The sequence below is a fragment of the Nocardia sp. NPDC003999 genome (assembly GCF_053604885.1).
Window position 1 is genome coordinate 645953 of record NZ_JBSGIB010000001.1, and the last position, 24474, is coordinate 670426.

21 protein-coding genes and 1 pseudogene are annotated in these 24474 nt (G+C 69.7%); 14 read left to right on the plus strand and 8 right to left on the minus strand.

Translation table 11 applies throughout. The features are described 5' to 3' along the window. Positions 1 to 19: 19 nt before the first annotated feature. Positions 20 to 907 (minus strand): hypothetical protein, encoded by an 888-nt coding sequence (locus ACWESM_RS03145; RefSeq protein ID WP_355078820.1) that lies wholly within the window; start codon positions 905 to 907, stop codon positions 20 to 22. Positions 908 to 1031: 124 nt separating this feature from the next. Between ACWESM_RS03145 and ACWESM_RS03150 the strand changes: the two genes are divergently transcribed. From ACWESM_RS03150 to ACWESM_RS03180, 7 genes are all read left to right on the plus strand, one after another. After that, the gene (locus ACWESM_RS03150) at positions 1032 to 1181 is read left to right on the plus strand and encodes a hypothetical protein (RefSeq protein WP_355078819.1); all 150 of its coding nucleotides are present in this window, start codon (positions 1032 to 1034) and stop codon (positions 1179 to 1181) included. Between the two features lie 601 nt (positions 1182 to 1782). Beyond that, positions 1783 to 2910 (plus strand): Gfo/Idh/MocA family protein, encoded by a 1128-nt coding sequence (locus ACWESM_RS03155; RefSeq protein ID WP_364429255.1) that lies wholly within the window; start codon positions 1783 to 1785, stop codon positions 2908 to 2910. A 55-nt stretch (positions 2911 to 2965) separates the two neighbouring features. After that, positions 2966 to 3553 carry a TetR/AcrR family transcriptional regulator gene (locus ACWESM_RS03160; RefSeq protein WP_364429258.1) on the plus strand — a complete coding sequence of 196 codons (588 nt, stop codon included), beginning with the start codon at positions 2966 to 2968 and terminating at the stop codon, positions 3551 to 3553. Between the two features lie 60 nt (positions 3554 to 3613). After that, positions 3614 to 4573: an SRPBCC family protein gene (locus ACWESM_RS03165; RefSeq protein ID WP_452490878.1), complete on the plus strand. Its 960-nt coding sequence runs from the start codon at positions 3614 to 3616 to the stop codon at positions 4571 to 4573. A 488-nt stretch (positions 4574 to 5061) separates the two neighbouring features. Further along, the gene (locus ACWESM_RS03170) at positions 5062 to 6333 is read left to right on the plus strand and encodes a cytochrome P450 (RefSeq protein WP_452490879.1); all 1272 of its coding nucleotides are present in this window, start codon (positions 5062 to 5064) and stop codon (positions 6331 to 6333) included. A 165-nt stretch (positions 6334 to 6498) separates the two neighbouring features. Next, the gene (locus tag ACWESM_RS03175) at positions 6499 to 7047 is read left to right on the plus strand and encodes a cysteine dioxygenase (RefSeq protein ID WP_356961158.1); all 549 of its coding nucleotides are present in this window, start codon (positions 6499 to 6501) and stop codon (positions 7045 to 7047) included. Beyond that, a complete protein-coding gene (locus ACWESM_RS03180) occupies positions 7044 to 7442 on the plus strand; it encodes a rhodanese-like domain-containing protein (RefSeq protein ID WP_355078813.1) in 399 nt (132 codons plus the stop codon). Before ACWESM_RS03175 ends, ACWESM_RS03180 begins: the two co-directional genes overlap by 4 nt. 1233 nt (positions 7443 to 8675) lie before the next feature. On the opposite strand, the pseudogene ACWESM_RS03185 reads toward ACWESM_RS03180, so the two are convergent. The 3 genes and pseudogenes from ACWESM_RS03185 to ACWESM_RS03195 form a co-directional block, all read right to left on the minus strand. Then, positions 8676 to 9704 (minus strand): annotated as a pseudogene (locus ACWESM_RS03185) (serine/threonine-protein kinase); the annotation flags it as partial. A gap of 70 nt (positions 9705 to 9774) precedes the next feature. Next, a complete protein-coding gene (locus ACWESM_RS03190) occupies positions 9775 to 10428 on the minus strand; it encodes a response regulator transcription factor (protein WP_364429610.1) in 654 nt (217 codons plus the stop codon). 181 nt (positions 10429 to 10609) lie between these two features. Next, a complete protein-coding gene (locus tag ACWESM_RS03195) occupies positions 10610 to 11923 on the minus strand; it encodes a sensor histidine kinase (protein ID WP_397275421.1) in 1314 nt (437 codons plus the stop codon). A 157-nt stretch (positions 11924 to 12080) separates the two neighbouring features. Here ACWESM_RS03195 and ACWESM_RS03200 point away from each other — a divergent pair, with 157 nt between their 5' ends. The 3 genes from ACWESM_RS03200 to ACWESM_RS03210 are packed head-to-tail and all read left to right on the plus strand — an operon-like array spanning position 12081 to position 15689. Continuing rightward, positions 12081 to 12389 carry a hypothetical protein gene (locus tag ACWESM_RS03200; RefSeq protein ID WP_452490880.1) on the plus strand — a complete coding sequence of 103 codons (309 nt, stop codon included), beginning with the start codon at positions 12081 to 12083 and terminating at the stop codon, positions 12387 to 12389. Between the two features lie 53 nt (positions 12390 to 12442). Beyond that, entirely contained in the window at positions 12443 to 13150 is a 708-nt protein-coding gene (locus ACWESM_RS03205) for an ABC transporter ATP-binding protein (RefSeq protein ID WP_355078810.1), read from the plus strand. Between the two features lie 46 nt (positions 13151 to 13196). After that, positions 13197 to 15689, plus strand: a complete 2493-nt coding sequence (locus ACWESM_RS03210; RefSeq protein WP_452490881.1) for an FtsX-like permease family protein — start codon at positions 13197 to 13199, stop codon at positions 15687 to 15689. A 10-nt stretch (positions 15690 to 15699) separates the two neighbouring features. Here the strand turns inward: ACWESM_RS03210 and ACWESM_RS03215 are convergent, their stop codons facing one another. After that, the gene (locus ACWESM_RS03215) at positions 15700 to 17484 is read right to left on the minus strand and encodes a protein kinase domain-containing protein (protein ID WP_452490882.1); all 1785 of its coding nucleotides are present in this window, start codon (positions 17482 to 17484) and stop codon (positions 15700 to 15702) included. Between the two features lie 240 nt (positions 17485 to 17724). Between ACWESM_RS03215 and ACWESM_RS03220 the strand changes: the two genes are divergently transcribed. Next, the gene (locus tag ACWESM_RS03220) at positions 17725 to 18627 is read left to right on the plus strand and encodes a serine hydrolase (RefSeq protein ID WP_355078807.1); all 903 of its coding nucleotides are present in this window, start codon (positions 17725 to 17727) and stop codon (positions 18625 to 18627) included. A 6-nt stretch (positions 18628 to 18633) separates the two neighbouring features. Here ACWESM_RS03220 and ACWESM_RS03225 read toward each other — a convergent pair whose 3' ends face one another. Beyond that, positions 18634 to 19299: a response regulator gene (locus ACWESM_RS03225; RefSeq protein ID WP_039799687.1), complete on the minus strand. Its 666-nt coding sequence runs from the start codon at positions 19297 to 19299 to the stop codon at positions 18634 to 18636. A 315-nt stretch (positions 19300 to 19614) separates the two neighbouring features. After that, complete coding sequence (locus ACWESM_RS03230) at positions 19615 to 20844, minus strand: sensor histidine kinase (protein ID WP_364429281.1); 1230 nt, start codon at positions 20842 to 20844, stop codon at positions 19615 to 19617. A 167-nt stretch (positions 20845 to 21011) separates the two neighbouring features. Between ACWESM_RS03230 and ACWESM_RS03235 the strand changes: the two genes are divergently transcribed. The 3 genes from ACWESM_RS03235 to ACWESM_RS03245 are packed head-to-tail and all read left to right on the plus strand — an operon-like array spanning position 21012 to position 23669. Next, a complete protein-coding gene (locus ACWESM_RS03235; protein ID WP_397275412.1) occupies positions 21012 to 21806 on the plus strand; it encodes a hypothetical protein in 795 nt (264 codons plus the stop codon). Then, positions 21803 to 23167: an alpha/beta-hydrolase family protein gene (locus ACWESM_RS03240; protein ID WP_452490883.1), complete on the plus strand. Its 1365-nt coding sequence runs from the start codon at positions 21803 to 21805 to the stop codon at positions 23165 to 23167. The genes ACWESM_RS03235 and ACWESM_RS03240 overlap by 4 nt, the downstream gene beginning before the upstream one ends. 55 nt (positions 23168 to 23222) lie before the next feature. Further along, positions 23223 to 23669 (plus strand): SRPBCC family protein, encoded by a 447-nt coding sequence (locus ACWESM_RS03245; RefSeq protein WP_452490884.1) that lies wholly within the window; start codon positions 23223 to 23225, stop codon positions 23667 to 23669. A gap of 109 nt (positions 23670 to 23778) precedes the next feature. Here ACWESM_RS03245 and ACWESM_RS03250 read toward each other — a convergent pair whose 3' ends face one another. After that, positions 23779 to 24366, minus strand: a complete 588-nt coding sequence (locus tag ACWESM_RS03250) for a TetR/AcrR family transcriptional regulator (RefSeq protein ID WP_452490885.1) — start codon at positions 24364 to 24366, stop codon at positions 23779 to 23781. Positions 24367 to 24474 lie beyond the last annotated feature (108 nt).

Consider the following 24474-nt stretch of genomic DNA (forward strand, 5'->3'; position numbering starts at 1 on the left):
CTGACCTGGACAGATGACCTCACGCGGCCGCGCAATGACCCCCGGCCAGCTCGCCGAGATGCTGGGAGACGACGGTGGCCAGTTTGTCCAGAACGTTCATGCCGTCGCTGAGCGATCCCGACTCCGGCTGCACCGCGACCGCGATCGCGATCTGCCCCGAGGGGACGTTGATGATCCCGAACTGCCGCACCAGGTAGTTGCCCGACACGTCCGGCCCCCAGCCGCCCTTGAACTCGGCGCCGCCGAACTCGCCGAGACCCCAGCGCTGGCTGGCGATGACCTGTTCCATCAGCGAAGTAACGCGGTCGGTCTGGGGCAGACACGGCAAATGTGAAGCGAACCGCACCTGGTCGATCAGCGACCACTCCGCCTGACCGAAGGCCGAGTGTTCGGCACGGGCACGGGTGGCGGGCACGACGGTCTTGCTGTCCCCACCTTCGCGCAGCACCGCCTGCACGGCCTGCGCCGCCTCCTGCGGCGTGCCCAGCGACTGCCACAGCACGTCGGCGGCGGCGTTGTCGGATTGCGTGATCGCGGCCGACGCGGCGTAGTTAGAGCTGCTCGGACTGCGCCGCAGCGCGGCGACGGTCAGCGGCACCTTCATCGTCGACCAGGCCGGACCGCTGGTCCATTCGCCGAAGGTGATCGGCTGCTCGCCGCCGACCGGCACGATGGCCATGCCCATCTTCCCGCGCACGCCCGCGGCGAGCTCGGCATAGCTCGCTGCCAAGGTGCCCGGCACGATGATGGACAGGCCCTTCTGGTCGGTGCGGGCCGCGGCCTCGGTGATGGTCGGCTCGCTCGACGAATCCTCGGCGCGGTTGGTACTACACCCGGCTACCAGAGCCGCGGCAAGCGCCGCACAACCCAGGACGTTTCGAACTCTGCGGAATCGATCAGTAGACATTTTCGGCACATTCTTCTCGCGAACTCCCCCGGCTCGCCGACCGGCGACCGCGACGGCAGGGGCGCGGCCTCGGGTCGACTGACTCTTGTCTCCCCGCCAGATGACGACGGCGCGGTCAACAAGCATGGACACCTCCACCTACCCGCCCGATGTCGCCGAGCGGCCGGGTTCGGAACCGACGTTCGCCGTCGGCCTCACCCGAGAACTGCTTCTCGTTATCCCGGAGAACGTACTAGATGAATTGATTACGCCCCAGTTCACCGAAAACCTCTGACCGCCACGGCCACTGCCGAACAGGTCTGCGCACCCCGGTCGCGCTCAATAGCATTCGAGTATTACCGCAGGACTTTTTGGGTGCCGGAGGTATGCCCCCGAGGGCAAGGCTTCCCGCGAGCGCGTTTGGCGGGCTTCACCACGAGATGCACCCGCCTTGGCGGAAAGCACATCGAGGCGGTCGACGCAAGCCCTCCTCGTCGTCGTCGGAGGGCCGCACCAGCGGCGACATCCGCCGCGCGGCGGGCGAGGCCGCAACGACCACCGCCATGCCGTTCGGCAGCCACGATCGGATCGAGCCCGGCCGACGCTCCCCGCCGCAAGCACGGTCACCGCCGATTCGCCAGAGTGACGCCACTGCCCGGACGTGATCTTCCGATCCGCGGGCATTCCCGCGCCAGACCACCCCGGAGCATCGCCGTTCCGATCCAGCGCAAATGTCTAGCACACTTATTCGCAATCTCTCAGCAATCACCACTGGAGCAGGAGGGGCGCACTCTCCAGTCGGCGTCGAAATTTTTTACCTATCGGTACATTATCGGTTGCCGCGCGGCCGTAGCGCGCCTAGTTTACTACCAAACGGTACAGAACTAGGAGTCCTCATGACCGGTAGCACCACCCCGCTCGGTGTCGGCGTCGTCGGCGCGAATCCCACCGGAAGCTGGGCCGCCGCGACCCACCTGCCCGCGCTGGCCGCACTGCCCGAGTTCCGCGTCGCGGCGGTGGCGACGACCAACCCCGCCTCGGCCGCCGCCGCGGCCGAGGCCACCGGCGCCACGCACGCGTTCACCGACGCGGCCGAGTTGGCCGCGCATCCCGAGGTGGACCTGGTTGTGGCGACAGTGAAGTCACCGGGGCACGCCGCGGTGGTGCGCGCGGCGCTCGCGGCGGGCAAGCACGTCGTCTGCGAGTGGCCGATGGGCGCGAGCGCGGCCGAGAGCGCCGAGCTGACCGCGGCGGCGACAGCGGCGGATGTAGTGCACGCGGTGGTCTTGCAGGGCTACCACTCGCCGTCGGTGAACTTCGTCCGCGATCTGCTCGCGGCGGGCCGGATCGGCGCCGTTTCCGCGGTCACCGTCATCGCCGCCGGAGATCCGTTCGGCGGCGGTTCGATTCGGCCGGAATTGGCTTGGACCACCGATCCCGCCCAGGGCACCGGTCTGCTGACGATCATGGCCGGGCACGTGCTCGCGGTGCTCGAACACCTGGCCGGTGAACTCGCCGAAGTGTCCGCCGTCGTCGCCACACCGCACGACGAATTGACCGTCGTCGGCACCGGCCGGACCGTCCCGAATCGGCAGCCGGAGCAGTTGGTCCTGGCCGGTCGCCTGAAGAGCGGCGCGGTCGCCGCGGTGACCGTGCACGGCGGAAACGCGGACGCTCCGTCCGGATTCGCGCTGCACATTCGCGGTACGGAGGGGGCTCTTGCGATCAGCCCGGTGCAGGCCGGGATGTATCCGCACTGGGCCGACTGGCGCATCGAACTGCGCACCGATCAGGGGTTGATCAGCGAACTCCCGGTCCCGGAGCGCTACCGCCTGGTGCCGTCCACACTGCCCCCAGGTCCCGTCGCCCACGTCGCGGGCGTCTACCGCGAGACCGCGAGCGCCATCGCCGAGGGCAGGACCGCTCGGCCCGACTTCACCGTGGGCCTGCGCCAGCGCCGCCTCGTCGACGCCATCGCCGAAGCCGCGGAAACCGGTGTGCGCAGACCGGTCGGCGACCTGTGAGCGCGCACCGCGGCGGCCTAAGGTACCGATAGGCAAACAGCAGTGGGAGGTGCCCATGCCGGGAGGCAGGCCCCGGAGCTTCGACATCGACAGCGCGCTGGACCGCGCGCTGGAGGTGTTCTGGCGGTACGGCTACGAGGGCGCCGCGTTGTCGGATCTCACCGCGGCGATGGGCATCAACCGTCCCAGCTTGTACGCCGCCTTCGGCAGCAAAGCGGAACTGTTCGACCGAGCGCTCGAACGCTATGTCGACGGACCCGGGCGCTACCTCACCGAAGCCATCGAACTCCCGACCGCCCGCGCGGTCGCGGCCGCGTACCTCGCCGGCGCGATCGAGCTGACCACCGGGCACGACAGCCCCGGCTGCCTATCGGTGCGCAGCGCGCAAGCCTGCGGGCCGGAAGCCGAGCACAGCCGCAAGAGCGCGGTGGCGGTGCGCCTCGCGGGCGAGGCCGCGCTGCGGCGGCGCTTGGAGCGAGCACGCGCCGACGGCGACCTCCCCGAGGACAGCAAACCCGCCGACCTCGCCCGCTACCTCATGACGGTCTCCGACGGGATCGCGGTCCAAGCGGCCTCGGGCGCGAAACCGTCGCACCTGCGCCGGACCGTGGACATCGCACTGCGGTCGTGGCCACAGCCCTGAAACCAGCCTCGACGCCCTGGAACGTCATCTCGACGCCATGCCCGACGAGAAAGGACACCGATGAGCGAGCCCCGAGCACGACTGCGCACCGTCGACGGCGCGCCCACCCTGCGGTTCGAACGCAGGCTGGCCCATCCCCCGGAAAAAGTGTGGCGCGCGATCAGCGATCCGAGCCAGATGTCCGCCTGGTTCCCCGCCGCTGTCACGACCGAGCCGCGGCCCGGCGCAGCGATGCGATTCACCTTCGCCGACGCACCGGAGACAGCCGACAGCATGTCCCACGGCGAGGTGCTCGAATTCGACCCACCCAAGGTCTACATGTTCCGATGGAACCGGGACGTGCTGCGCTTCGAGCTGGTGGCCGATGGGGACGCAACGCTGCTGATCTTCACCCATGTCCTCGGCGGCGGGCCCGGCGCGCGGCTCGGCGCCGCGCGGTCAGCGGTCGGCTGGGACCGCTGCCTGGCGGCACTCACGGCCGCGCTCGACGGTGGCCACACCGAACCGGACACCACCTGGCCCGCCGATATCGAGTACTACACAGCGGAATTCGGGCTGGACACGGGCGACTGCGCCGAGGTCGCCGACGGCTATGCGCTGCGCTTCGCTCGCGACCTGGTGTGGCAGCCGCGGGACCGGCTGTGGTCGCTGCTCACCGAGGAGCAGACTCCGACCGTGGGCGGCCCGCCGCCGATCCGGGCGACCAACGCGCACGTCGAGGCGGGTGAGCTCGTCGGTGTCGAGCCGCCTCGGTGGCTGGAGTACGAGTGGCGGCACGACGACGCGGTGGCAGGCACCGTGCGCTGGTCCTTCGAAGCCGATCCCGACCTCGGCGTGCGGGTGGAGCTGACCCAGACCCTGCCGGAAAAACTGGCTAGGCTACGGCCCCAACTGCTGGCCGCCTGGCACGTCCACCTGGAAGTCTTCTTCGCCGCTACCCGAGGAGACCTCCGGTGCCCCTGGCCCGCCGAACGCATCGCCTCGCTCTCCGAACGGTATGCGGCGGACCTCGGCGAATGATCAGGCCGACCATCGCATGAACGCCGAACCGCCGGTCGCGCAACGGCGGGGCTCGGTTCAGTCGCCACGACGCTTCCGCTGATACTGAAGAGGCGCTCCGGCGGGGCATCCACGCCCGTCCGAATGAGCGGACGTACGTGACCGAGGCCTCTGCCATCACTGAATCGCCAGTGCGACGGACCACCTTCCCGGATGAATCGCGATGCGGCACTGAGCCGATAAACCCCCTACGGGGACGACGAGGGCGGCCATGACGAAACACGGTCGAGAGGCGCCTGCCGAGCGGCGCGAGCAAGCCCCGGACCGACGCAGCCGCCGCGAACAGCTCCGCGTTCACCGATCGGGCGACTCAAACCGCCCCACCACGGCGCCGGAACTGCTTACGATCCCGTAGCTACATCGGAAAACATGCACCTGACCGGCGCGTAGCCGACCCCGCGTGCCCCGCACGCACCGGCGACGAGCCTCCTCTTCTGGAGTCATGCCCTTTGTCCACGCCACAGTCCCCGCAATCCACTTCTGAGAGCACGAAAAGCTGTCCAGTTCAGCACAATTCGCCACTAGACACCGACGGGCCACGGGTCGCGTTGTACACGGAGGCATTCGCCGCGGACCCGCATCACGCCTACCGTGAGATGCGCCGCCGGTACGGCTCGCTCGTGCCGATCGAACTGGCGCCGAATGTGCCCGCGACGTTGGTGATCGGTTACTACACGGCGCTGCGAATCCTCAACGACCCGGTGCACTTTCCCTCGGACCCACGCACTTGGCAGCAGGGCATTCCCGGTGGCTGCCCGATCCTGCCGATGATGGAGTGGCGGCCGAACGCGCTGCGCAACACCGGATTCGAGCACCAGCGCTACCGGCAGGTGAATGTCGCCGCTATCGACGCGGTCGACCTGCACGCACTGCACGCGACGACCGAACAGATCGCGGGCCCGCTGATCAACGCCTTCTGCCAGGACGGTGCGGCGGATCTGATCAGCCAGTACGCGTTCCCGCTCACATTCGCGGTGCTCAATTCGATGCTCGGCTGCCCGCCGGAGATCGGGCAGCACGTCGCGATCGGCATGGCCGCCATCTTCGAGGGCGTCAACGCGGACAAGGGCAACGCGATGCTCGCCGACGCGCTGTTCGACCTGGTGCAGATGAAACGGCGGAGTCCGGGGGACGACATCACCTCGCGACTGCTGCGGCACCCTGTCGGCCTCGACGACATGGAGATGATCCACCAGTTGGTCACCCTGTACGGGGCGGGGATCGAGCCACAGCAGAACCTGATCGCCAACACCTTGCGGCTGATGCTCACCGACCGCCGATTCGCGGGCGGGATATTCGGCGGCAGCTTGTCCACCCGCGACGCACTCGACGAGGTACTGTTCGACGACCCGCCCGGCGCCAACTACTGCTTCAGCTACCCGAAACAGCCGATCCTGATCGACGACGTGTGGTTGCCCGCGCACCAGCCGGTCGTGATCAGCATGGCCGCGTGCAACAACGATCCGGCGATCCACACCGGCCAGCACACCGACAGCCGGGCGCACCTGGCTTGGGGAGCCGGACCGCACTCCTGCCCCGCCAAATCGATGGCGTACCTGATCGCGCAGGACGCCATCGACCAACTACTGGATGCCCTGCCCGAGATGCGACTGGCGGTCGAGCCGGAAGAGCTGTCCTGGCGACCTGGACCGTTCCACCGTGCCCTCGTGTCGTTGCCCGTCGTCTTCCCGGAATCCCCGCCGATGCCCGGGTTCGGGTAGCCGAACGGCGGTGGCGCCGCACGCCGAGGCCCGGTGTGCGGCCGTGACGGCGATCGATGAATTTTATTCGCCCTGATCGTGATTCGTGAAAATCCGGGCGCGATGGCGGAGAATCCACGCGGCAGCCACGAGCCGCTCATCCGATCGATCCCGTCAGGAGCACATGTGACCACATCCGTTCCGGTGAACCTCAAGCACGCGCGCGATATCCATCCCGACATCGACGTGCCGCTGGTTCGAGACGCCATCCACCCGGAGCGGACGCTGTGGTCACCCGCCGAGTTACACCGGTTGACCAGCTTGGTGGCCGCGGAATTGGCCACGCCGCTGCTGGACATCGTGCGCTTCGACGCCGAGCAGCGCTGGTGGACCCGCCTGGCCCTGACCATGGGCGTGGAGTTGTGGCTGCTGTCCTGGGCTCCTGGGCAGGGCACCGAACCGCACGACCACGGCGGCGCGTCCGGCTCGTTCACCATGACCGTGGGGGAACTCAGCGAGGAATATCTGCATCTGGGCGGGACGGTCCAGAAGGCGGAACGACGGGCAGGTGACACGGTCGGATTCGGCCCCGATCGAGCGCATCAGCTGCGCAACGACAAGCCGTGGCCCGCCGCGTCGGTGCACGCGTACTCTCCCCCGCTTCGACCGGTCCGCGAATACCGTACGCTGGCTGACTTCGCAGGGACGTCAGCGAGCGGAGTGGATGCACGATGAGTACAGGCGCCGAGGACATGGTGACCAGGGCCAGAGCGCAGCTGGAACGGGTGACGCCGGAGCAGGCCGCCGCGGTGCAGGCCGAGGGCGGACTGATCGTGGACATCCGGCCGCACGCGAACCGCAGTGCCGAGGGTGAGATACCCGGCGCGGTCGTGGTCGAGCGGATCGTCCTGGAGTGGCGCCTCGACCCGAACGGCGACCACCGGCTGCCCGGCGTCGCCGCCGACACCCCGGTGGTGATCGTGTGCAACGAGGGCTACGCCTCCAGTCTCGCGGCCGCCGACGGGCTGCGTCTGGGACTGCGTCAGGTGACCGACCTCGTCGGAGGGTTCCGAGCCTGGAAGGCGGCGGGCTTGCCGGTGGTCCCGGGCGGAAGCCCGGCCGTGCCGTAGCCGACCTGCGCCGCACCGTCAGTAGACGTACACCACCGCGTTCTCGCCGCCGCTGCACGTGACGACCTGACCTTCGGGCAGGCAGTTCATGGTGTAGCTGCGGCCGGTGACCGGGCTGATCGCGACGACCGAGCGCGGCGCGTCACGAGTCGCGTTCTGCGACTGGCCGAGTGCGGCATAGGCTCTGCGCACCTCCTCGGCGAACGCACAGCTGGTCACGGCGGTACCCGTCGCCGACTGGGTGAACGTCCCGGCGGCGGCCTGCCCCTGGCCGCACGGCTTCGCACCCGCGGGCAGCGTGACCTGGGTCGGCTTCGCCGAGGTCGACGTGGCCGACGGGGCCGATGTGCGGCTCGGCGCCCGAGTGGTGGGCCCGGCCACCGGCGCGGACTCCTCGGAGTGCGCGGCGGCGGAGGTCGTCTCGACTTGCCCGCGGCCGAACGACTGCCAGGCGATCGCGCCGCCGACGGTCAACGCGACGATGGCGAAAACGGCCACCATGATGGGCAGCGCTATGGAGCGACTCGGACGAGACTCGGAGTAATCGGGCTCGTCGTACTCGTCATAGCCGTACTCCGGTTCGTCGCGGCCCAGGGGGCGGCCGGTGCGCGCGGGGTAATCGCCATGCGGCGGATAGTCGGTGCGAGCCGCGTGTGCGTGGTGCTCCGCCGGCGCCAGATACTGGGTCGGGGCCGAGTCCGGTGCGGGAAGGTGGTCGGGCGTGCCGTGCGGTGCGGGTGGCTGTTCTCGATCCGGATACTGCGGGTAGTTCCCGAGCCCCGGATGACTTTCGGTGAAGACGTTTTCGGCGGCCTGCGAATAGGGTTGCGGCGGCGTATCGGAATACGCCTGCGCCACAGTCGGTTCCGCGTATACCCGCGTGGAATCCGGATCGGCGTACGCGGAGTCGTCCGCCTGCCCCGCGTACGCGGAATCGAAAACCCCCGGCGCGGCTGAACCCTGCCCGAACACCTGCGTCGGCGGGGCAGCGGGCTCCGAAAACATCCGAGTGGAATCCGGATCGGGGTATGCGGCGTCGTCCAGCTGTCGCGCGTACGCGGAATCGAAAACCCCCGGCGCGGCGGAATCGGCGTAGCCCTGCCGATACACCTGTGTCGGCGGCGCGGCAGGCTCCGGCGCCTGCGGGTATCCCGCCGCCTCCAGATACGCCTGGGTTTCCGGATACAGGTGCGCGTCCGGGAAGGGACGTATCGGAGGCAAGTCCACCTCCGGCGGGAACGGGGCTCGCGGCGGCTCCGGCGCATCAGCCGACGGAAGCGGCGTGAACTGGAACTCCGTCGGCCGGACCACCGTCGGCGCGCTCGGATGGATCACGGGCAGCTCGCCGGTCGATTCCGGCGCGACCGCCGCACCGGTCTGCTGCGACCGGTCGGGCGCGCGCACCACCAGCGTCGGCCCGGTGGCAGGCGCCGAGGTGAGGGCGGCGCGGGCAGCCCTGGCCAGCGCGGTCGCGGTCGGGTAGCGGTCGGCCGGGTCCTTGGCCATACCGCGGTTCACCACCTCGTCCAACGCGGCGGGAATGCCACTGGCCTGCGCGCTCGGCCGCGGCGGCGGATCGGACATGTGCGATTTGATCAGCACGTTCATGCTGGCCGCCGGGAACGGCGTCGCTCCGGTCAGGCACTCGTGCAGCACGCAGGCCAGCGAGTAGACGTCGGCGCGGCCGGTCACCGGGCCGACGTCGAAGCGCTCAGGAGCCATGTAGATGTAGGAGCCGACGGCCATGCCGACCAGCGTCACCGCGCTGTCGCCTTCGGTATGCGCGATACCGAAATCGGCTAGATACGCGAAATCCGCGTCCGTGACAAGGATGTTCGCCGGTTTCACGTCGCGATGCACCAGATTGTTCGCGTGCGCCGCGTCGAGCGCCGAAGCGATCTGCTCGATGATGCCGACGGCGCGAGCGGGGCTCAGCGGACCCTTGCCGCGCAACAGGGTGCGCAGATCGACGCCCCGGACCAACCGCATGTCGATGAACAGCACCCCGTCGATGACGCCCCAGTCGTGGATCGGGATGACGTGCGGTTCGGCCAGCCGTGCCGCGGCCTGCGATTCGCGCCGGAAACGCAACTGGTACATCGGGTCTTTGGCGAGTTCTTCGGAGAGCAGCTTGACCGCGACCACCCGGTCCTTGACCGTGTCGTACGCCTCGTATACCTCCCCCATTCCCCCCTTGCCCAGCAACGACCGCAGTTCGTACGGCCCGAACCGCGTCCCGGTTCTCGGCCCAGGTTCCTGCACCCGTCATCCTCCGCATCCCGGGCCTGGAACGCACACCGAGATCACGCGGTACGCGACCGGAGCCTGCCCGTCATAGATTGGATTCTCCGGGTGTCACCACCCCGTGGTCAAACGCGAACACGATCGCCGCGGCCCGATCCCGCAGCTCGAGCTTGCCGAAGATATGCCCCACATGACTTTTCACGGTCACTTCCGAGATGCCGAGTTCACGAGCGATTTCCGCGTTCACCCGGCCGCGCCCGATCAGTTCGAGCACCTCGTATTCGCGCGCGGTCAGCTCGGACAGGCGTGCATCCGTGTTGGTGCGCACCGGGCGTACGGTGCGGTAGGCCGACAGCACGCGGCCGGTCACCGCGGGGTCGAGCCAGGCGCCGCCGCCCGCGACCATCCGTACCGCGCGAATGAGGTCCTCGGCGGGCGAGTCCTTGAGGATGAATCCGGCCGCGCCCGCGCGCAGCGCTCCGGACAGCAACTGATCGTCGTCGAAGGTGGTGAGCACCAGGACCGGCGGAGCCCCGTCGCGCGCCCGCAGCATCCTGGTCGCGTCGATGCCGCCGACCCGTTTCATCCGCAGGTCCATCAGCACCACGTCGGGGCCGACCTCCGCGACGGCGGCGGGCACCTCGTCGCCGTCGGCGCATTCGGCGACCACGAATCCGTCCCGCCTGCGCAGGATGCGCCGCAGACCGCCGCGCACGAGCTCCTGGTCGTCGACCACCAGCACGGTTACGGCGTCCTCGCCACTGGCGGGTGTCGTCACACTCACGACCGCACCCCGGTGGCGTTCGGTTCCGACCTGCACGACGGCACGCTCCGTTCTCGGTTCACTCGCCGGTGAACGCGCACAACTCCACCTCGTTGCCCGGACCCGGCAACGCCCGATGCTCCGGTTCGCCGACGCTCGCTCACGAAACCTCCCGGCCGGTGGTGGAGCTTCCCGGCAGCACCGAACACGAGAATCCGCCGCGACCGGGCGCGAGCGGGATACCGGCTCGCACCGACCAGCCGCGGCTGGACGGGCCCGCCGTCATGCGCCCGCCGAGCAGTTCGGCGCGCTGCCGCATACCGGACAGACCCATGCCCGCGCCGCGCTGGGCGGGCAGCCCTGCGGGCACCGTGTTGTCCACCGTGAGGGTGACCATCGTCGTGTCCACCGCGACCCGGATCCTGGCGGACGCGCCGTGCGCGTGTTTGACCACGTTCGCCAGCGACTCCTGGCCGATCCGGTACAGCGCGAGCCCGACCGCGGGCGACACCGCGCCGAGATCGCCCTCGCGGTCGTAGCGCACGTCCAGACCGGCCCGCACGAAATCGCCGACCAGATCCTCGATGTCCTCCACACCCGGTTCCGGCGCCTGCTTCCAGGGGCGCGCGTCGAGCAGGCCCACCGTGCGGCGGATGTCGGCCATCGCCTGCCTGCCGAGTCGTTCGGCGTCGGTCAGCGCTTCCACGGCTTCGTCCACGTCGCGGTCGGTCTGCAGCGCGTGCCGGGCGGCGGTGAGATGCAACAGCGTGACGCTCAGCGAGTGCGCGATCACGTCGTGCACTTCTCTGGCGATCCGGCGCCGCTCCTCGTCGGCGGCCTGCGCGGCGCGGATGTCCTGATACCCGCGTTCCTGGTAGAGGAAGCGGCGCTGATACTGCAGCATCAACCCGGCCATCCAGCCGAAGGCGACGCCGACCAGATAGGTCGGCAACCCTTCGGTCACATGGCCGATCAGGGCGAAAGCGACCAGTTGCAGCATCATCGCGATGGTGACCGGGATGCTCACCCGTTTCGGCGCGATCGCCGCGATCTCGCCCGCGGCGGCCACCAGGACGAACGGCGCGAAATCGGCCTCGACCGGTTGAGCGAGGAACAGCGCCTCGGCCGTCATCGCCATCGCGCCGAGCAGCAGCGGGCGCGGCAACACGCCGAGCAACGCGTGCAAGGGACCGAAAGCGCAGGTCAGTAGCACCGCCACGATCGGAAGCAGGGTCGGGAAATAGCTGTGCCGCTGGATCGCCGCCGCGACCGCCACGGCGAAGACCGCGATGTCGACGCTGACGATCACCGAGGGCGGGTAGTCGTAGGGCAACTCCTCGACGCTGCGCCGGAAGGCCGCGACCGGATCGCGCGCGAACTCGGCGCACCGCTCCCCGACACGCCGCATCGAGGCCGGCACGCGGCCCGCGCGAGGCGTACCTGGCGGTGCTTCGGATACGCCGGTCGAACCCATTCTGTAAGGCTAGCCGCCGGATCCGGGCCGGTACATCGTCCCGCGAGCGGGCCGCCGCTCCTACCGTGGTCGGAGACGCATTCGGGTCCCTGGCACGACGACAACAACACGGTCGCGTCCGTAGCGTTGGCGGTATTCACAGAGGAAGGCGATGGCCATGTCCTGGACGGATCAGCACGCTCGAACCGACATCGTGCACACCGTACTCACCCGCGCGGCGCTCGACCCGGCCGATCCCGACCTGTTCGCGGAACTCCCCGATCTGGATCGGCTGTTCGGCGGCGAGGACGGGCTCCTGCTCACATTGCGCTACCGGTGGAATCTCCACTTCGCCGCGAAACTCGACCAGGGATCGACGGCGATGGAGGCCTATCTCGAACTGGCGGCCGAGCAGCCGGTGCTGCGCGCGGTGCTCGACGCACAGTATCGTCGCCGCAAACTCGCGTCGGAGGCCATGGCGCGGTAACGCGCGACGAGGAACGAAGAACTTTGATCGACCATACGGAGCGGGGGACGACGATGCCGGAACCGGCGATGCTGGAACTATCGGGCGTGACGAAGGAGTATCGGGTCGGCGGCCAGGCGGTCCGCGCACTCGACGACGTCGCATTGCGAATAGAGACTGGGGAATTCACCTCGATCATCGGGCCATCCGGTTCCGGTAAGAGCACCTTGTTGCATCTGCTCGGCGCGCTGGACAGTCCCGACGCGGGCTCGATCCGGTTCCGGGGCGAGGAGATCGGCGTGCTGGACGAGGAGCAGCAGTCGGAATTCCGGCGTCACCAGGTCGGATTCGTCTTCCAATTCTTCAACCTGCTGCCCACGCTCTCGGCGTGGGAGAACGTGGCGATACCGAAACTGCTGGACGGCACGGGTTTGCGCAAGGCCAAGCCGCGCGCCCTGGAGTTGCTCGACCGGGTGGGCCTCGCGGCGCGGGCCGAACACCGTCCGGCCGAATTGTCCGGCGGGCAGATGCAGCGGGTGGCGGTGGCGCGGGCGTTGATCATGGACCCGCCGCTGATCCTGGCCGACGAGCCCACCGGCAATCTCGACTCCAAGACCGGCGCCGCCATCCTCGAGTTGCTCGGCGAGATCGCCGCATCGGGCAGTTCGGTGGTGATGGTGACCCACGACATGGGCGCGGTGACCTACTGCGACCGTGTGATCACCCTGCGCGACGGCCGGATCGGGTCCAACGACAAGGTCGAGCGGACGGTCAACGCGTGAACGGTCGGCGGCGCGGCGTGGACATGCGGGCGAGAAGGGAAACAGCATGATCGGCGCGGCGTGGGATCGCCTGCGGCTGTTCAACATCGGCGAGCTGCTCGCCCATCGCGGCCGCACCTTCATGTCGCTGATCGTGATGGGCGTGTCGGCGTCGCTGCTGGTGGCGGTGCTGAGCATCTCCGGATCGGTCACCGGCTCGGTGGACAGACTGACCCGCGGCCTGGGCGGGAAGGCGCAGCTGGAGGTCAGCGGGATCACCGACGCGGGATTCGACCAGCAATTGCTGCGGCGGATCGCGACCACACCCGGCGTCGCGGTGGCGGTGCCGATGCTGCGCGCGCAGATCGGCACCGGCGCCGACCGCGCGCTGCTGATCGGCGCCGACTCGAACATCGGCGCGCTGGGCAGCGAATTGACCGCGCCGATGAGCGCTTTCACGGGGAAGCTGCTCTCGGTGCCCAATGGGGTGCTGGTGGGCACCGGGCTCGGCCGCGCCGAGGGCGAGCAGTTCGCGCTCGGCGGCACGACGGTCACGGTCGCGGGTGTCCTCGACGCGGAGACCTCCCGGAAACTCGACGACGGCCACCTCATCGCCGCCCCGCTCGGGCTGGCGCAGAAGATCACCGACCGGGCCGGGCGGCTGGACTCGGTGCAGATCATCCCAGCCCAGGGCGCCGATCTCGGTCAGGTGCGCGCGGCGCTCACCGACGCGGTGGACGGCCGCGCGGTGGTGGCCGAGCCGAGTCTGCGCACCGTGCAGGCGGGCGGCGCGGTGCAGATCGTCCGCTACTCCACCACCATGGCGTCGGCGGCCGCGCTGATCGTCTCGGCGTTCCTCATCTACAACGCGATGAGCATGGCGATCGCCCAGCGCAGGCCGATGCTCTCGCTGCTGCGCGCGATCGGCGGCAAGCGCGGCCCGATGGTGCGCGACCTGCTGGCCGAGGCGGCGTTGCTCGGCGTGCTCGGCGGCGCGGTCGGCGCGGCGCTGGGTGTGTTCATGGGCAGCATCGCGATCGGCACACTGCCCACCGCGATCGTGCAGTCCGTGGAGGCGCGCACCGAATACTCGGTGCCCTGGTACGTGATTCCGTTCGCCGTCGTGGCCTGCGTGTTCACCAGCGTGCTCGCGGCCTCCCTCGCCGCCCGCCAGGTGTACAAGGTCCAGCCCATCGAGGCGCTGGCTCCGGTCGGAGCGGGCCGGACCGACACCGCGAGCCCGCTGCTGCGCTGGCTCGCCGTCATCGCAGGTGGCGGGCTGGCCGGGGCGGCGGTGCTGATCGCGAGCAGCGATCTCGGCCGCTACTCGCTGACCGCGATCTCGATGTCGTTCATCGCCGCGATCCTGATCTGTTTCGCCGCGACCGGCCCGATCGTGCGGGCCGCGGCGGGGATCGCGCGCTGGTTCCGCGCTCCCGGCGCCCTGGGCGCGACCACGCTGGAGCGTTCGCCGCGGCGCGTGTGGGCGACCGCGATGACGGTGATGATCGGTGTCGGGGCCACCGTCGGCATGAGCGGCGCCTCCAGCAACATGATCGACTCGGCCACGGTCACTTTCACCGATCTGGCCCGCAACGACGTCTACGTCAGCCCCGCCTCGATGGCGCAGTTCCCGACCGGGCCGCTGCTGCCCGCGGATCTGGCGGGCAAGCTCGCGGCGGTGCCCGGCGTCGCGCATCTCAGCCCGGCGCAGATGGCCTTCGCCACGCTGGGCGGCAGTCGCGTGATGCTGCAAGGGTTTCCGCCCGACGCCAGGGAAACGCGGATGCGCATGCTCACCGACGAATCGGTCGCCCGGCTGTCGGCCGGGGAAGGCGTGGCCATCTCGCGCGACGTGGCGCGCTCACTCGGCGTCGGCGCGGGCGCGGAACTGACCCTGCCGACCCCTACCGGCCCCCACACCGTGCGTGTGTTGCAGGTGATTCCGTACTTCTCCGCCATCGCCGGCGTGGTGATGATGGACCTGAACCTGATGCGCAGCTGGTACGAACGGCCCGGGGAGACGGTCATCGCGGTCGACATCGCACCGGGCGCCGACCGCGCGGCGGTGTTCGCGGCGATACGGCAAGTGGTGCCGCCGGAGTTGAACGTGGACACCGGCGCGGACACGGTGGTGGCCGCTTCGTCGAGCATCCGGCAGGGTATGGCGATGAGCAACGCCATTCTCTGGATCGTGGTGCTGGTCGCCACGGTCGCGTTGCTCAACACGTTGATGCTCTCGGTGCTGGAGCGCCGCAGGGAACTCGGCGTACTGCGTGCCATGGGCACCGGGCGCAAGTTCCTGATGCGTTCGGTGCTGGCCGAGGCCGCCGGTATCGGGATCGTCGGCGCGGTGCTTGGTCTGGCGCTCGGCGCGTCGGTGCAGTTCCTGGGCACGGTCGCCATCGGACACGCGCTGACCATCGACGTGGCCTACCGGCCGAGCCCGATGCTGCTGGTCTACGCCGTGATCGCGCTGGCGCTGGCGCTGCTCGGGTCGATTCCACCCGCGTTGCGCGCGGCCCGGCTGCCCATCGTGGAGGCGCTGGCCGTCGACTGAGACTCCTGGTTCACAGCGGCAGGTCGGCGAACCAGGCCTTGAATTTCGCCGAGGTGATGCCGAACCCGGAGGTCGGCATGCTGTCGGTGAGGGTCACCGTGGCGAACAGCAGGTAGTTCGACCGGGCCGGGTCGTCGGCGAAGTCGACGACGAGATAGCCGTCCGGCAGTCCGCTCGCTTTCTCCTGCCACCGGTAGGTCGAATACGACTCGCCGTTGTTGCGTTCGGTCGTCGCGGTATTCGACGGCAGGTCCCGCACCGCGGCCTGGGCATCGGCGGACGACTTGAAGCCGATGAGGACGTAGTCGGGCTCGTCGATCGGTGTGCCCCAGCAGTTCCAGGCCGTCGCCCAGTTCGGGAAGTCGGGTACGCCGTTGGCGCTGGACACCTTGCCGCCCGGCTTGGCGGTGCCGAGGAAGCAGGTCTTGCCGCGATAGCCCGGTCCGGAGCCGATGTCGTATTTCGTATCGACGCCTTGCGGCAGCAGCTTCGGGAACGCTTCGGCGAGCTTGTCCGCGGCGGACGGGCCCGACGGCGTCTTGGTGGGGAGGTCGAGCGGCGACGCGGAATTCGAGAATCCGACCTTCGCGACGACGATGCCGACGCCGACCAGCAGCGCGACGATCACCAGGACGATGGTCACGATCAGGCCGGTATTGGAGCGGCCCTGCGACGGATAACTCGGCTGGTGGGGCGGATAGGCGATCGGTGCCGGAGCCGAAGGCGGCGGCGCCGCAGGGTAACTCGGCTGCGGAGCCGCCGCGGCATAGCCATTGGACGCCGAGAACTGCTGGCCGCTCATGGGGTTCGGGTTGTACTGCGGTGGAGCGGTATAGCCGGGGGCGGAGGCGGTGGGGACGTAGGTCGGCGGACTCGCCTCCGGCCCGGGATAGGCCGGTTGCGCGAAGACGGTGGGCGCCGGCTGCGGTTGGTACTGCGCGGCCACCACCGTCGGAGCGGGCTCGGTGAGCGCTCGCCGCGCGGCCGAGGCGAATTCGACGCAGGAGACGTATCGGTCGTCGGGTCGCTTCGCCATGGCCTTGGCGATCACCGCGTCCAGCGCGGGCGACAGACCGGCGCGCCGGGCCGCGACGGAGGGCGGCGGCAACTGGAGGTGGCCGCGGATGATGTCGGCGGGGGCGGGCGCGTCGAACGGGGCGACGCCGGTCAGCAACCAATACAGCGCGCACGCCAGCGAGTACTGATCGGAGCGGTGGTCCAGGTGGGCCCCGGTCATCTGCTCGGGCGAGGCGTAGGCCAGCGTCGCGGTGAACATGCCGGTCTGGGTCAGGTGGGTGGAATCCTCACGCAGCCGGGCGATGCCGAAATCGGTGAGGAAGACCCGCTCACCGTGGCCGCCCACCGCGCGGGCCAGCATGATGTTCGCCGGCTTGACGTCGCGGTGCAGCACCCCCATCCCGTGCGCGTAGTCAAGGGCGGAGGCGACGCCTTCGACGATCTGCACGGCACGCTCCGGCGGCAGGTTCTGCGGGTTCACCGTGGCCGCGTCGACGCCGTCGACGTACTGCATGGAGATCCACAGCTGCTCGTCCTCGGTGCCGCGGTCGTACACCGCGACGATGTTCGGATGGTCCAACTGCGCCGCCAGGTCCGCCTCCCGCTCGAAGCGGGCCCGGACCTCCACGTCGGTGAACAGCTCCCGGTTGAGCAGTTTGAGCGCGGTCTGCCGAGGAAGTCTGGGATGACGGGCGAGATACACCGATCCCATGCCGCCCTGACCGAGGAGCTTCTCTATGGTGAACCCGGCGAACACCGCACCGCTGTCGAGCAACACGCCCCCTTCAGGTGACCGCTTTCCTACCGATCCTGGAGCCTACCGGGTGACGCCGTGGCCACGGGGTTTCGAATTCTCCGGGAAGATCGGCAAAACTATGTTCGAGACATCGTGCCGTCGACGCCGCCGCGCGCCGCGGTGATGTCTCTCGTCCGGTCACCGACCGGACGGGCCCGATGAGATATTTTGCACCGCCGTTCTACAGCGCGACGCGTCACCGGTGGTGGGGAGGACTCGGTGGTGAGGTCGACGGGATCCGCTTCGTCGTGTCGTTCGGTGCTGCGCGCCGCAGCGATGGTGGTGCTGCTCACGCTGACTTCGTGCACGCTGCTTCCCGGCAATCGGGCCGACACCGATCCCCCGGCGGTCGTCGTCGACACCGCGGGGGCGTGGCGGCCGCGGCTCGCCATATCCATGCCCGACTCGCTGGCCGCCGATTTCACCCAGTTACAACCCCAGCTCGGCGGACAGGTCGGCATGGCGATCATCCCCGTCGGCGGGGGCCGGATGACCGTCTTCGGCGACTGGGTCAGCGGCATCGCGTGGTCGACGATCAAGGTGCCGCTCGCGATCGCCGCGCTGCGGCACGACCCGCAGGAGGGCATCATCCACGACGTGGAGGCGGCCATCACGTGGTCGGACAACGACGCCGCGGAGGCGCTGTGGCAATCGCTCGGCGACGGGCTGGAAGCGGCCAAGGCGGTGCAGGACGTGATCGACGAGGCGGGCGACGCCACGACCGGGGTGGCGGGCCCGCGCACCACCTTGGACTACACCTCCTTCGGCGGCACCGAATGGACGCTGGCCAATCAAGCCCGCTTCGCCTCCCGGCTGCCGTGCCTGCCCGAGTCGTTCCAGGTCACCGAGCTGATGACGAAGATAACGCCCGAGCAGGCATGGGGTCTTGGCGTCCTGGAGGGCACGGCCTTCAAAGGCGGCTGGGGTCCCGACGACGACACCGGCGTCTACACCGTCCGCCAGTTCGGCCTGGTACCGGTGCGGTCCGGCATGGTCGCCGTCGCGCTGGCGGCGACGGCCGATTCCGGCAGCTTCGACGACTCCACCACCATCCTCAGCCGGATGGCGCGGATGCTCGGCGGTCATCTCGACGAACTGCGCGGCGGGTCCTGCCCGCCGATGTGACCCGGCTCAGCCCGGGGTGACCAAGCCGGTTTCGTAGGCCAGCACCACGGCTTGCGCCCGGTCGCGCAGATTCAGCTTCGAGAACACCTTGGAAACATGGGTTTTCACGGTTTGCTCGGCCACGAACAGGGTTTCGGCGATCTCGGAGTTCGACATGCCTTTCGCGATCAGTTCCAGCACTTCCCGCTCCCGGGGAGTCAGCGCGGACAGCTGCGGCGACGGCTTGGCGCGGGCAGCGCTGCGGCGGCGGGTGACGTCGGCGATGAGTCTGCGGGTGACCGTGGGCGCGAGCAGCGCCTGACCGTCGGCGACCACCCGCACCGCGCGGACCAGTTCCTCGGCGGGCGCGTCCTTGAGCAGGAACCCGCTGGCGCCGAGGCTCAGCGCCTCGTAGACGTAGTCGTCGATGTCGAAGGTGGTGAGCATCAGTACGCGCACCGGCGGGTCGAACCCGGCCGCCAGGATGGCGCGGGCCGCGTCGAGCCCGTTCATCTCCGGCATACGCACATCCATCAGCACGACGTCCGGGCGCAGCCGCTTCGCCTCGGCCACCGCGACCTTGCCGTCCGCCGCGTCGCCCACCACGCTGATATCCGGCTGCGCGGCCAGCAGCGCCCCGAACCCCTGACGGACCATCGCCTGGTCGTCGGCGATCAACACCGTAATTGCCACCAGCTCACCCTAATTGCCCCGTACGACTGCGCGTCGCGCCGACCGGACGCACGAGCATGCCAGGGGCCCACTGTCCCGACTGTGCATCGACGGGCACGCTCGGCCCGTGTCCGAGGCCAGCACATCTGATCGCCGCTCGGGCGCTGCGGCCACGGTCTGCTCTGATGCGATGTCTCGACACCGCTCAACTCCCGATTCGGTGTCGTGCCCGGCAGCCTCGGGTGCTTTGTGCAACGGCGGCACGTGCCTTCCGTCGCTGCCTCCGATCAGCATCCGCAGGAACCCGCAGCGCACTGCGCATCCTCCCGGCGGTGCTCAGCGTCCTGGTTCGCCGTGCAGCGCGCCTGCACCGACAACTGCGGCAGCCGCTTCCGGCACGGTGAGCGGGAAGCGCGCGTGGACCCGGAATCCGCCGTCCGTGCGCGGCCCCGCCGTCACCTCGCCGCCCACGGCCAGCGCTCGTGCCTGCATACCCGCGATGCCGTGGCCGCCGTTGCCGACCGTCCGGGCGGGCGTGGCCCCCGGCTCGTTCTCGACGTCGAGCAGCAGCTCCGCGTCGCGGGCGATGCGCACCTGGACCGGCGCGCCCGGGGCGTGCCGGGAGGCGTTGGACAGTGATTCCTGCACGACGCGGAACAAGGCGAGGCCGGTGGTCTCCGGGATCGTGTCCAGCGCACCCTCGACGGTCCACTCGATGCGGACACCAGCGCGGCGCGCGCCTTCGAACAGGCCGATCACGTCGGCCGCCTTCGGCTGGGGCGCGTGCTCGGGCAACTGGCCGTCGCTGCGCAGCACACCCAGCATGCCGCGGATCTCGTTGAGCGCTTCGCGCGCTGTGGCGCCGATCGACTCGAACTCGGCGCGCGCGGCCGGGGTGACGCCCTCGACCCGGTACGGCGCGGTCTGCGCCTGCACCACCACCAAGGACATGTGGTGGGCCACGACGTCGTGCAGATCGCGGGCGATGCGCGCCTTCTCCTCCAAGATGGCCCGGCGGGCCCGCTCGAGTTCGTTCTCCTCCTCCTGGCGCACCAGCTGCCGCCGCGACAGCGCCAGCCAGCGGACGAGCAGTCCGAACAGCACCAGCGCGCCCAGCGCGATCGGCCAGCCCCACGCGGCGTTCGCGAACGCTTCGCCCTCGCCGGGCATGGTGGTCGCGAACAGCAGGGCGGTCGCCGCCCAGGACACCGCCACGATCTGTCCCGGGGCGCGCAATGCCACCGCGAACAACAGCACCAGCACACAGAGCACGTGCACGACCTGGAACGGCAGGTCGTTGTTCGGCTGATGCGGGATCGCCAGCGCGATCACCAGCGCGGAGCCCGCCGAGATGGCCCAGCCCAGCGCCGGGTTGACCCGGACCAGCAGCACCGGGAACGCGGCGAGCGCCGCGATGAACGGCTGCGCCGCGGCGGGCACCGCGTGGGTCAGGTGCAGGGTCGGCCAGGCCACCGCGTACCAGATCAGCGCGACCAGCACCGTGCCCAGGTCGAACCAGGTCCGCGCGTCCAGCCGTCGCGTCCAGCCGCGACTTTCTCGGTTCATGCCTACGACACTAGGAACTCCCAGTTCACCGCGGCCTCATACCCACGGGTGATTTCCGCCCCGATACCCCGGTGTGAGGCGGCGCGGCGGCTCCCCCGGCGGCACGGCGCGCGAAACCTCCCCGGGCGTGAGGCGGGACCGGAAAGCCGGCCCCTAACGTCGTCGCCATGAGCACACCGACCAGCGCCGGGCGCGAGACCCGGTTCGCTTCGGCCGTAGGAGCCCGAAATCATTCCGCCGCAGCTTCTTCCGTCACCGCGCACACGCGACGCTACGCCGCGCTCACCGCGACCGCGCTGACCACCGTGGCGGCGACGGTCTTCCTCTCCCCCGCCCCGCAGGCCGCCGCGGCGGCCGCGCCGATCGAGAGCCCGCAGGCGAGCGCCGCCGTCGCCGAGTTGGCCGCCGGTGGCCCCGACGCGCTCACCGCGATCCCGGCGGACTTCGTCGCGTCGTTCGGTTACCGGCCCAGCACGGTGGACGGTTTGCTGGTCGATCCGGACGGCGACTGCTCGTCCCCGGTGACGCTGCCCGCCGAGTTCGACACCGCGTGCAAGGCCCATGACCTCGGCTACGACCTGTTGCGCTACGCCGACCAGCGCGGCGAACCGCTGGGCCCGTGGGCGCGGCAGGCCCTCGACGCGTCGCTGGACCGGCAGATGCACCAGGCCTGCGCCACCCGCGTGGACCCGTTCTCCCGCGCCCGCTGCGATGCGATGGCATCGATCGCGAACACCGCGGTCGATCTGAACTCGCGGCGGCAGGATTACGGCGTACCGGTGGTCGAGCCCCTGTTCGACGCCGCCGAGTCCGACTCCGCGTCGAGCTGGAAGCTGCTCGGCGTGCTCGTCGCCGGAATCGCCGGTCTGAGCGCGGCTCTCGTCGTCCACAACCGGCGGCGTGGCTCCGGACTCGCGGATTGCCCGCCACCTGCGTCCGTCGCGGCAACGGTGCGGCGATGACGGTGTTCCCGAACCGCCGTCTCCGACTCCAGGCACGACCGCCGCGGATCGGCACCACACTCGGCATCGGGCTCGGCACACTGGCGTCGTTGGCCCCAGGTCTGCTCCCTCGCACACCGGGCGCGCAAGCCGTGCTGACCGGGCTCCTCGCGGCGCTGACGCTCGGCGTGGCCGGAACGCTGCGAATCATCGTGCGGCGACGCGGTTTCGACTTCGATCGGCACCATGCGTGGCTGCGGCTGCCCCTGCTGATCGCGATATCGGTGCTGGTGGTGGGAGCAGCGGCGAACGCGGGACACTGGCAGAACCGGCTGCGCGCCGCGATGGGCACGCCGCCGATCGGCGCCGACTACTGGGTGCGCTGCGCGCTCGGCGCGGCGCTGATCGTCGGGCTGTTCGCCGCCGCCACCCGCTCGATCGCCTGGTCTCGGCGGAAACTGGGCTGGTCGCGGAGCATCTCGCTGGCCGCCGTCGCGGCGGTGCTGCTGTACCTGGTCGGTGTGCCCGCGGTGGTCGGATGGCGGGAGGCGGCGTACGCGCGGGCCAACGCCGAGCTGGATCCCACTCTGGTGCGACCGGTTTCGCACGCCGGGTCGGGTAGCGCGGAGTCGGCGGTGAGCTGGACGTCGCTGGGCGCCGAGGGGCGCAAATTCGTGAGCGACGCGTCGGTGCGCGCCGTGCGGGTCTACGTCGGGGTGGCCTCCGCACCCGACCTGGACAGCCGCGTCGCGCTGGCGATCCGGGAACTGGAACGGTCGGGCGGCTTCGCGCGCTCGCACCTGGTCGTCACGGTGCCCACCGGATCGGGCTGGATCGACGCGAACGCCGTGGCGGGGTTCGATCGGCGCTTCGGCGGTGACGTGGCGCTGGTCGGGCTGCAATACTCCTATCTCCCGAGCTGGGCGACGTTCGTGTTCGGCCGGGAATCGGCGGTGACGGCCGCTCGCGCCTTGTTCACCGCCGTCGAGCGCCACATCCAAAGCCTGGCGCACAAGCCGAAGCTGTACCTGTACGGGCAGAGCCTGGGCGCTCTGGGCGGCAACGCCGTCTTCGCCGACGACGCCGAGCAGGACGACCGAACCTGCGCGGTTCTTTGGGCGGGTCCACCGGCCGACAATGTCCACCGCTCCGGCGCGACCGTGCTGGCCAATAGCTCGGATCCGGTGATCCACTGGTCGCTTTCCCAGCTGTGGCGCGCGCCCGACCTGACCGGCGCCCGCGTCGACGCTCCGGTTCCGCAATGGCTTCCGGTGCTCAGCTTCGCGCAGACCACCGCCGATCTGCTCGCCGCGCTGCACGCTCCGCCGGGCCACGGCCACCGGTACGGCCAGGATCAAGGGACGGCGATGGGCTCGTGCTGAGCTGTTCGGCACGCCACTCGCCCGCGACCGCCATAGAACATGTTCTAATTTCTTCATGGCCTTCGTCATCGACCTCGCCGCCGACATCGACGCCCCAGCCGACCTGGTGTGGCAGGTGATCACCGACTTCCCGCGCTACGGCGAATGGAATCCCTTCGTCACGGAGTGCCGCAGTTCGCTGGTGCCCGGCGAGCCGATCGACATGCTCGTCCAGGTCTCCGGCTCGAAGCCGCGCAAGCAGCGGGAATGGATCCGCTCGCACACCCGGGGCCGCGAGCTGAGTTACGCGATGAAACCCGTACCCCTGGGCGCGCTGCACAGCCTGCGCTCCCACATCGTGAAGCCGCTTCCGGACAACCGCACTCGCTACGAATCCCATTTCGAACTCGGCGGATGGCTGCATCCCGTGGTCGTCGCATCGCTGGGCAAGAATCTGCGCCGGGGTTTCGAGGGCATGACCGACGGCATCCAGAAGCAGGCCGAATCGCTGCGGGCTTCCTGACGATGGAAACCCTCGGGCGCCGAACGACTTCCTTGTTGCCGAACCGGCCTGCTGGAGTCGGACGGCGTCGGAGTCCAGGCGACTGGAAACCGAGTCGGACAGGACGGATTCACGCGCGCAGATAGGCCAGCGCGGCGTCGAGCGCGGCGTCGGCGTAGGCCTGGGTGAGGCCACCGAGCCCGAGAGACCACCGCATCTGCACCGGACCGAGCAGCAGATCGATGGCGAGCTCGAGATCCAGATCCGCGCGCACTTCGCCTGCGGCGACGGCGGCGGCCAAGCGGTCGGCGACAGCGGCGCGCTGGGGCAGCAGCAAACGCTCACGGTAGGCGGCGCCCAACTCGGCGTCCTGCTGGATCTCGATGTACATCGCGCGGAGGAAGGATTCGAACCCGGGATCGGTCAGCGCGACGATCGAACCGCGCAGCAACTGGCGCAGATCGGCGGCGATGTCGCCGGTGTCCGGTAGCGCCGGACCCTCCGGCCCCGAATCGGCTTCGAGCATGGCATCGAACACCACCGCCCCCTTCGACGGCCACCAGCGGTAGATCGTCTGCTTGCCGACACCCGCACGGGCCGCGATGGCCTCGATGCCCAGCTTCGCGTAGGACACCTCACGGATCAGCTCGGCGGTCGCGGCGAGTATCGCCGCACGGGAGCGCTCGCTGCGGCGCGCGGCGGCGGGAGTCTCGGGCATGCCGTCACGGTAGCAGATGACGAGACGAAACGTCTCGTCTTGACAAGGCGCGAGCGACTTGGCACGGTATCCGACGAGACGGAGCGTCTCGCGACGAAAGGATCACCC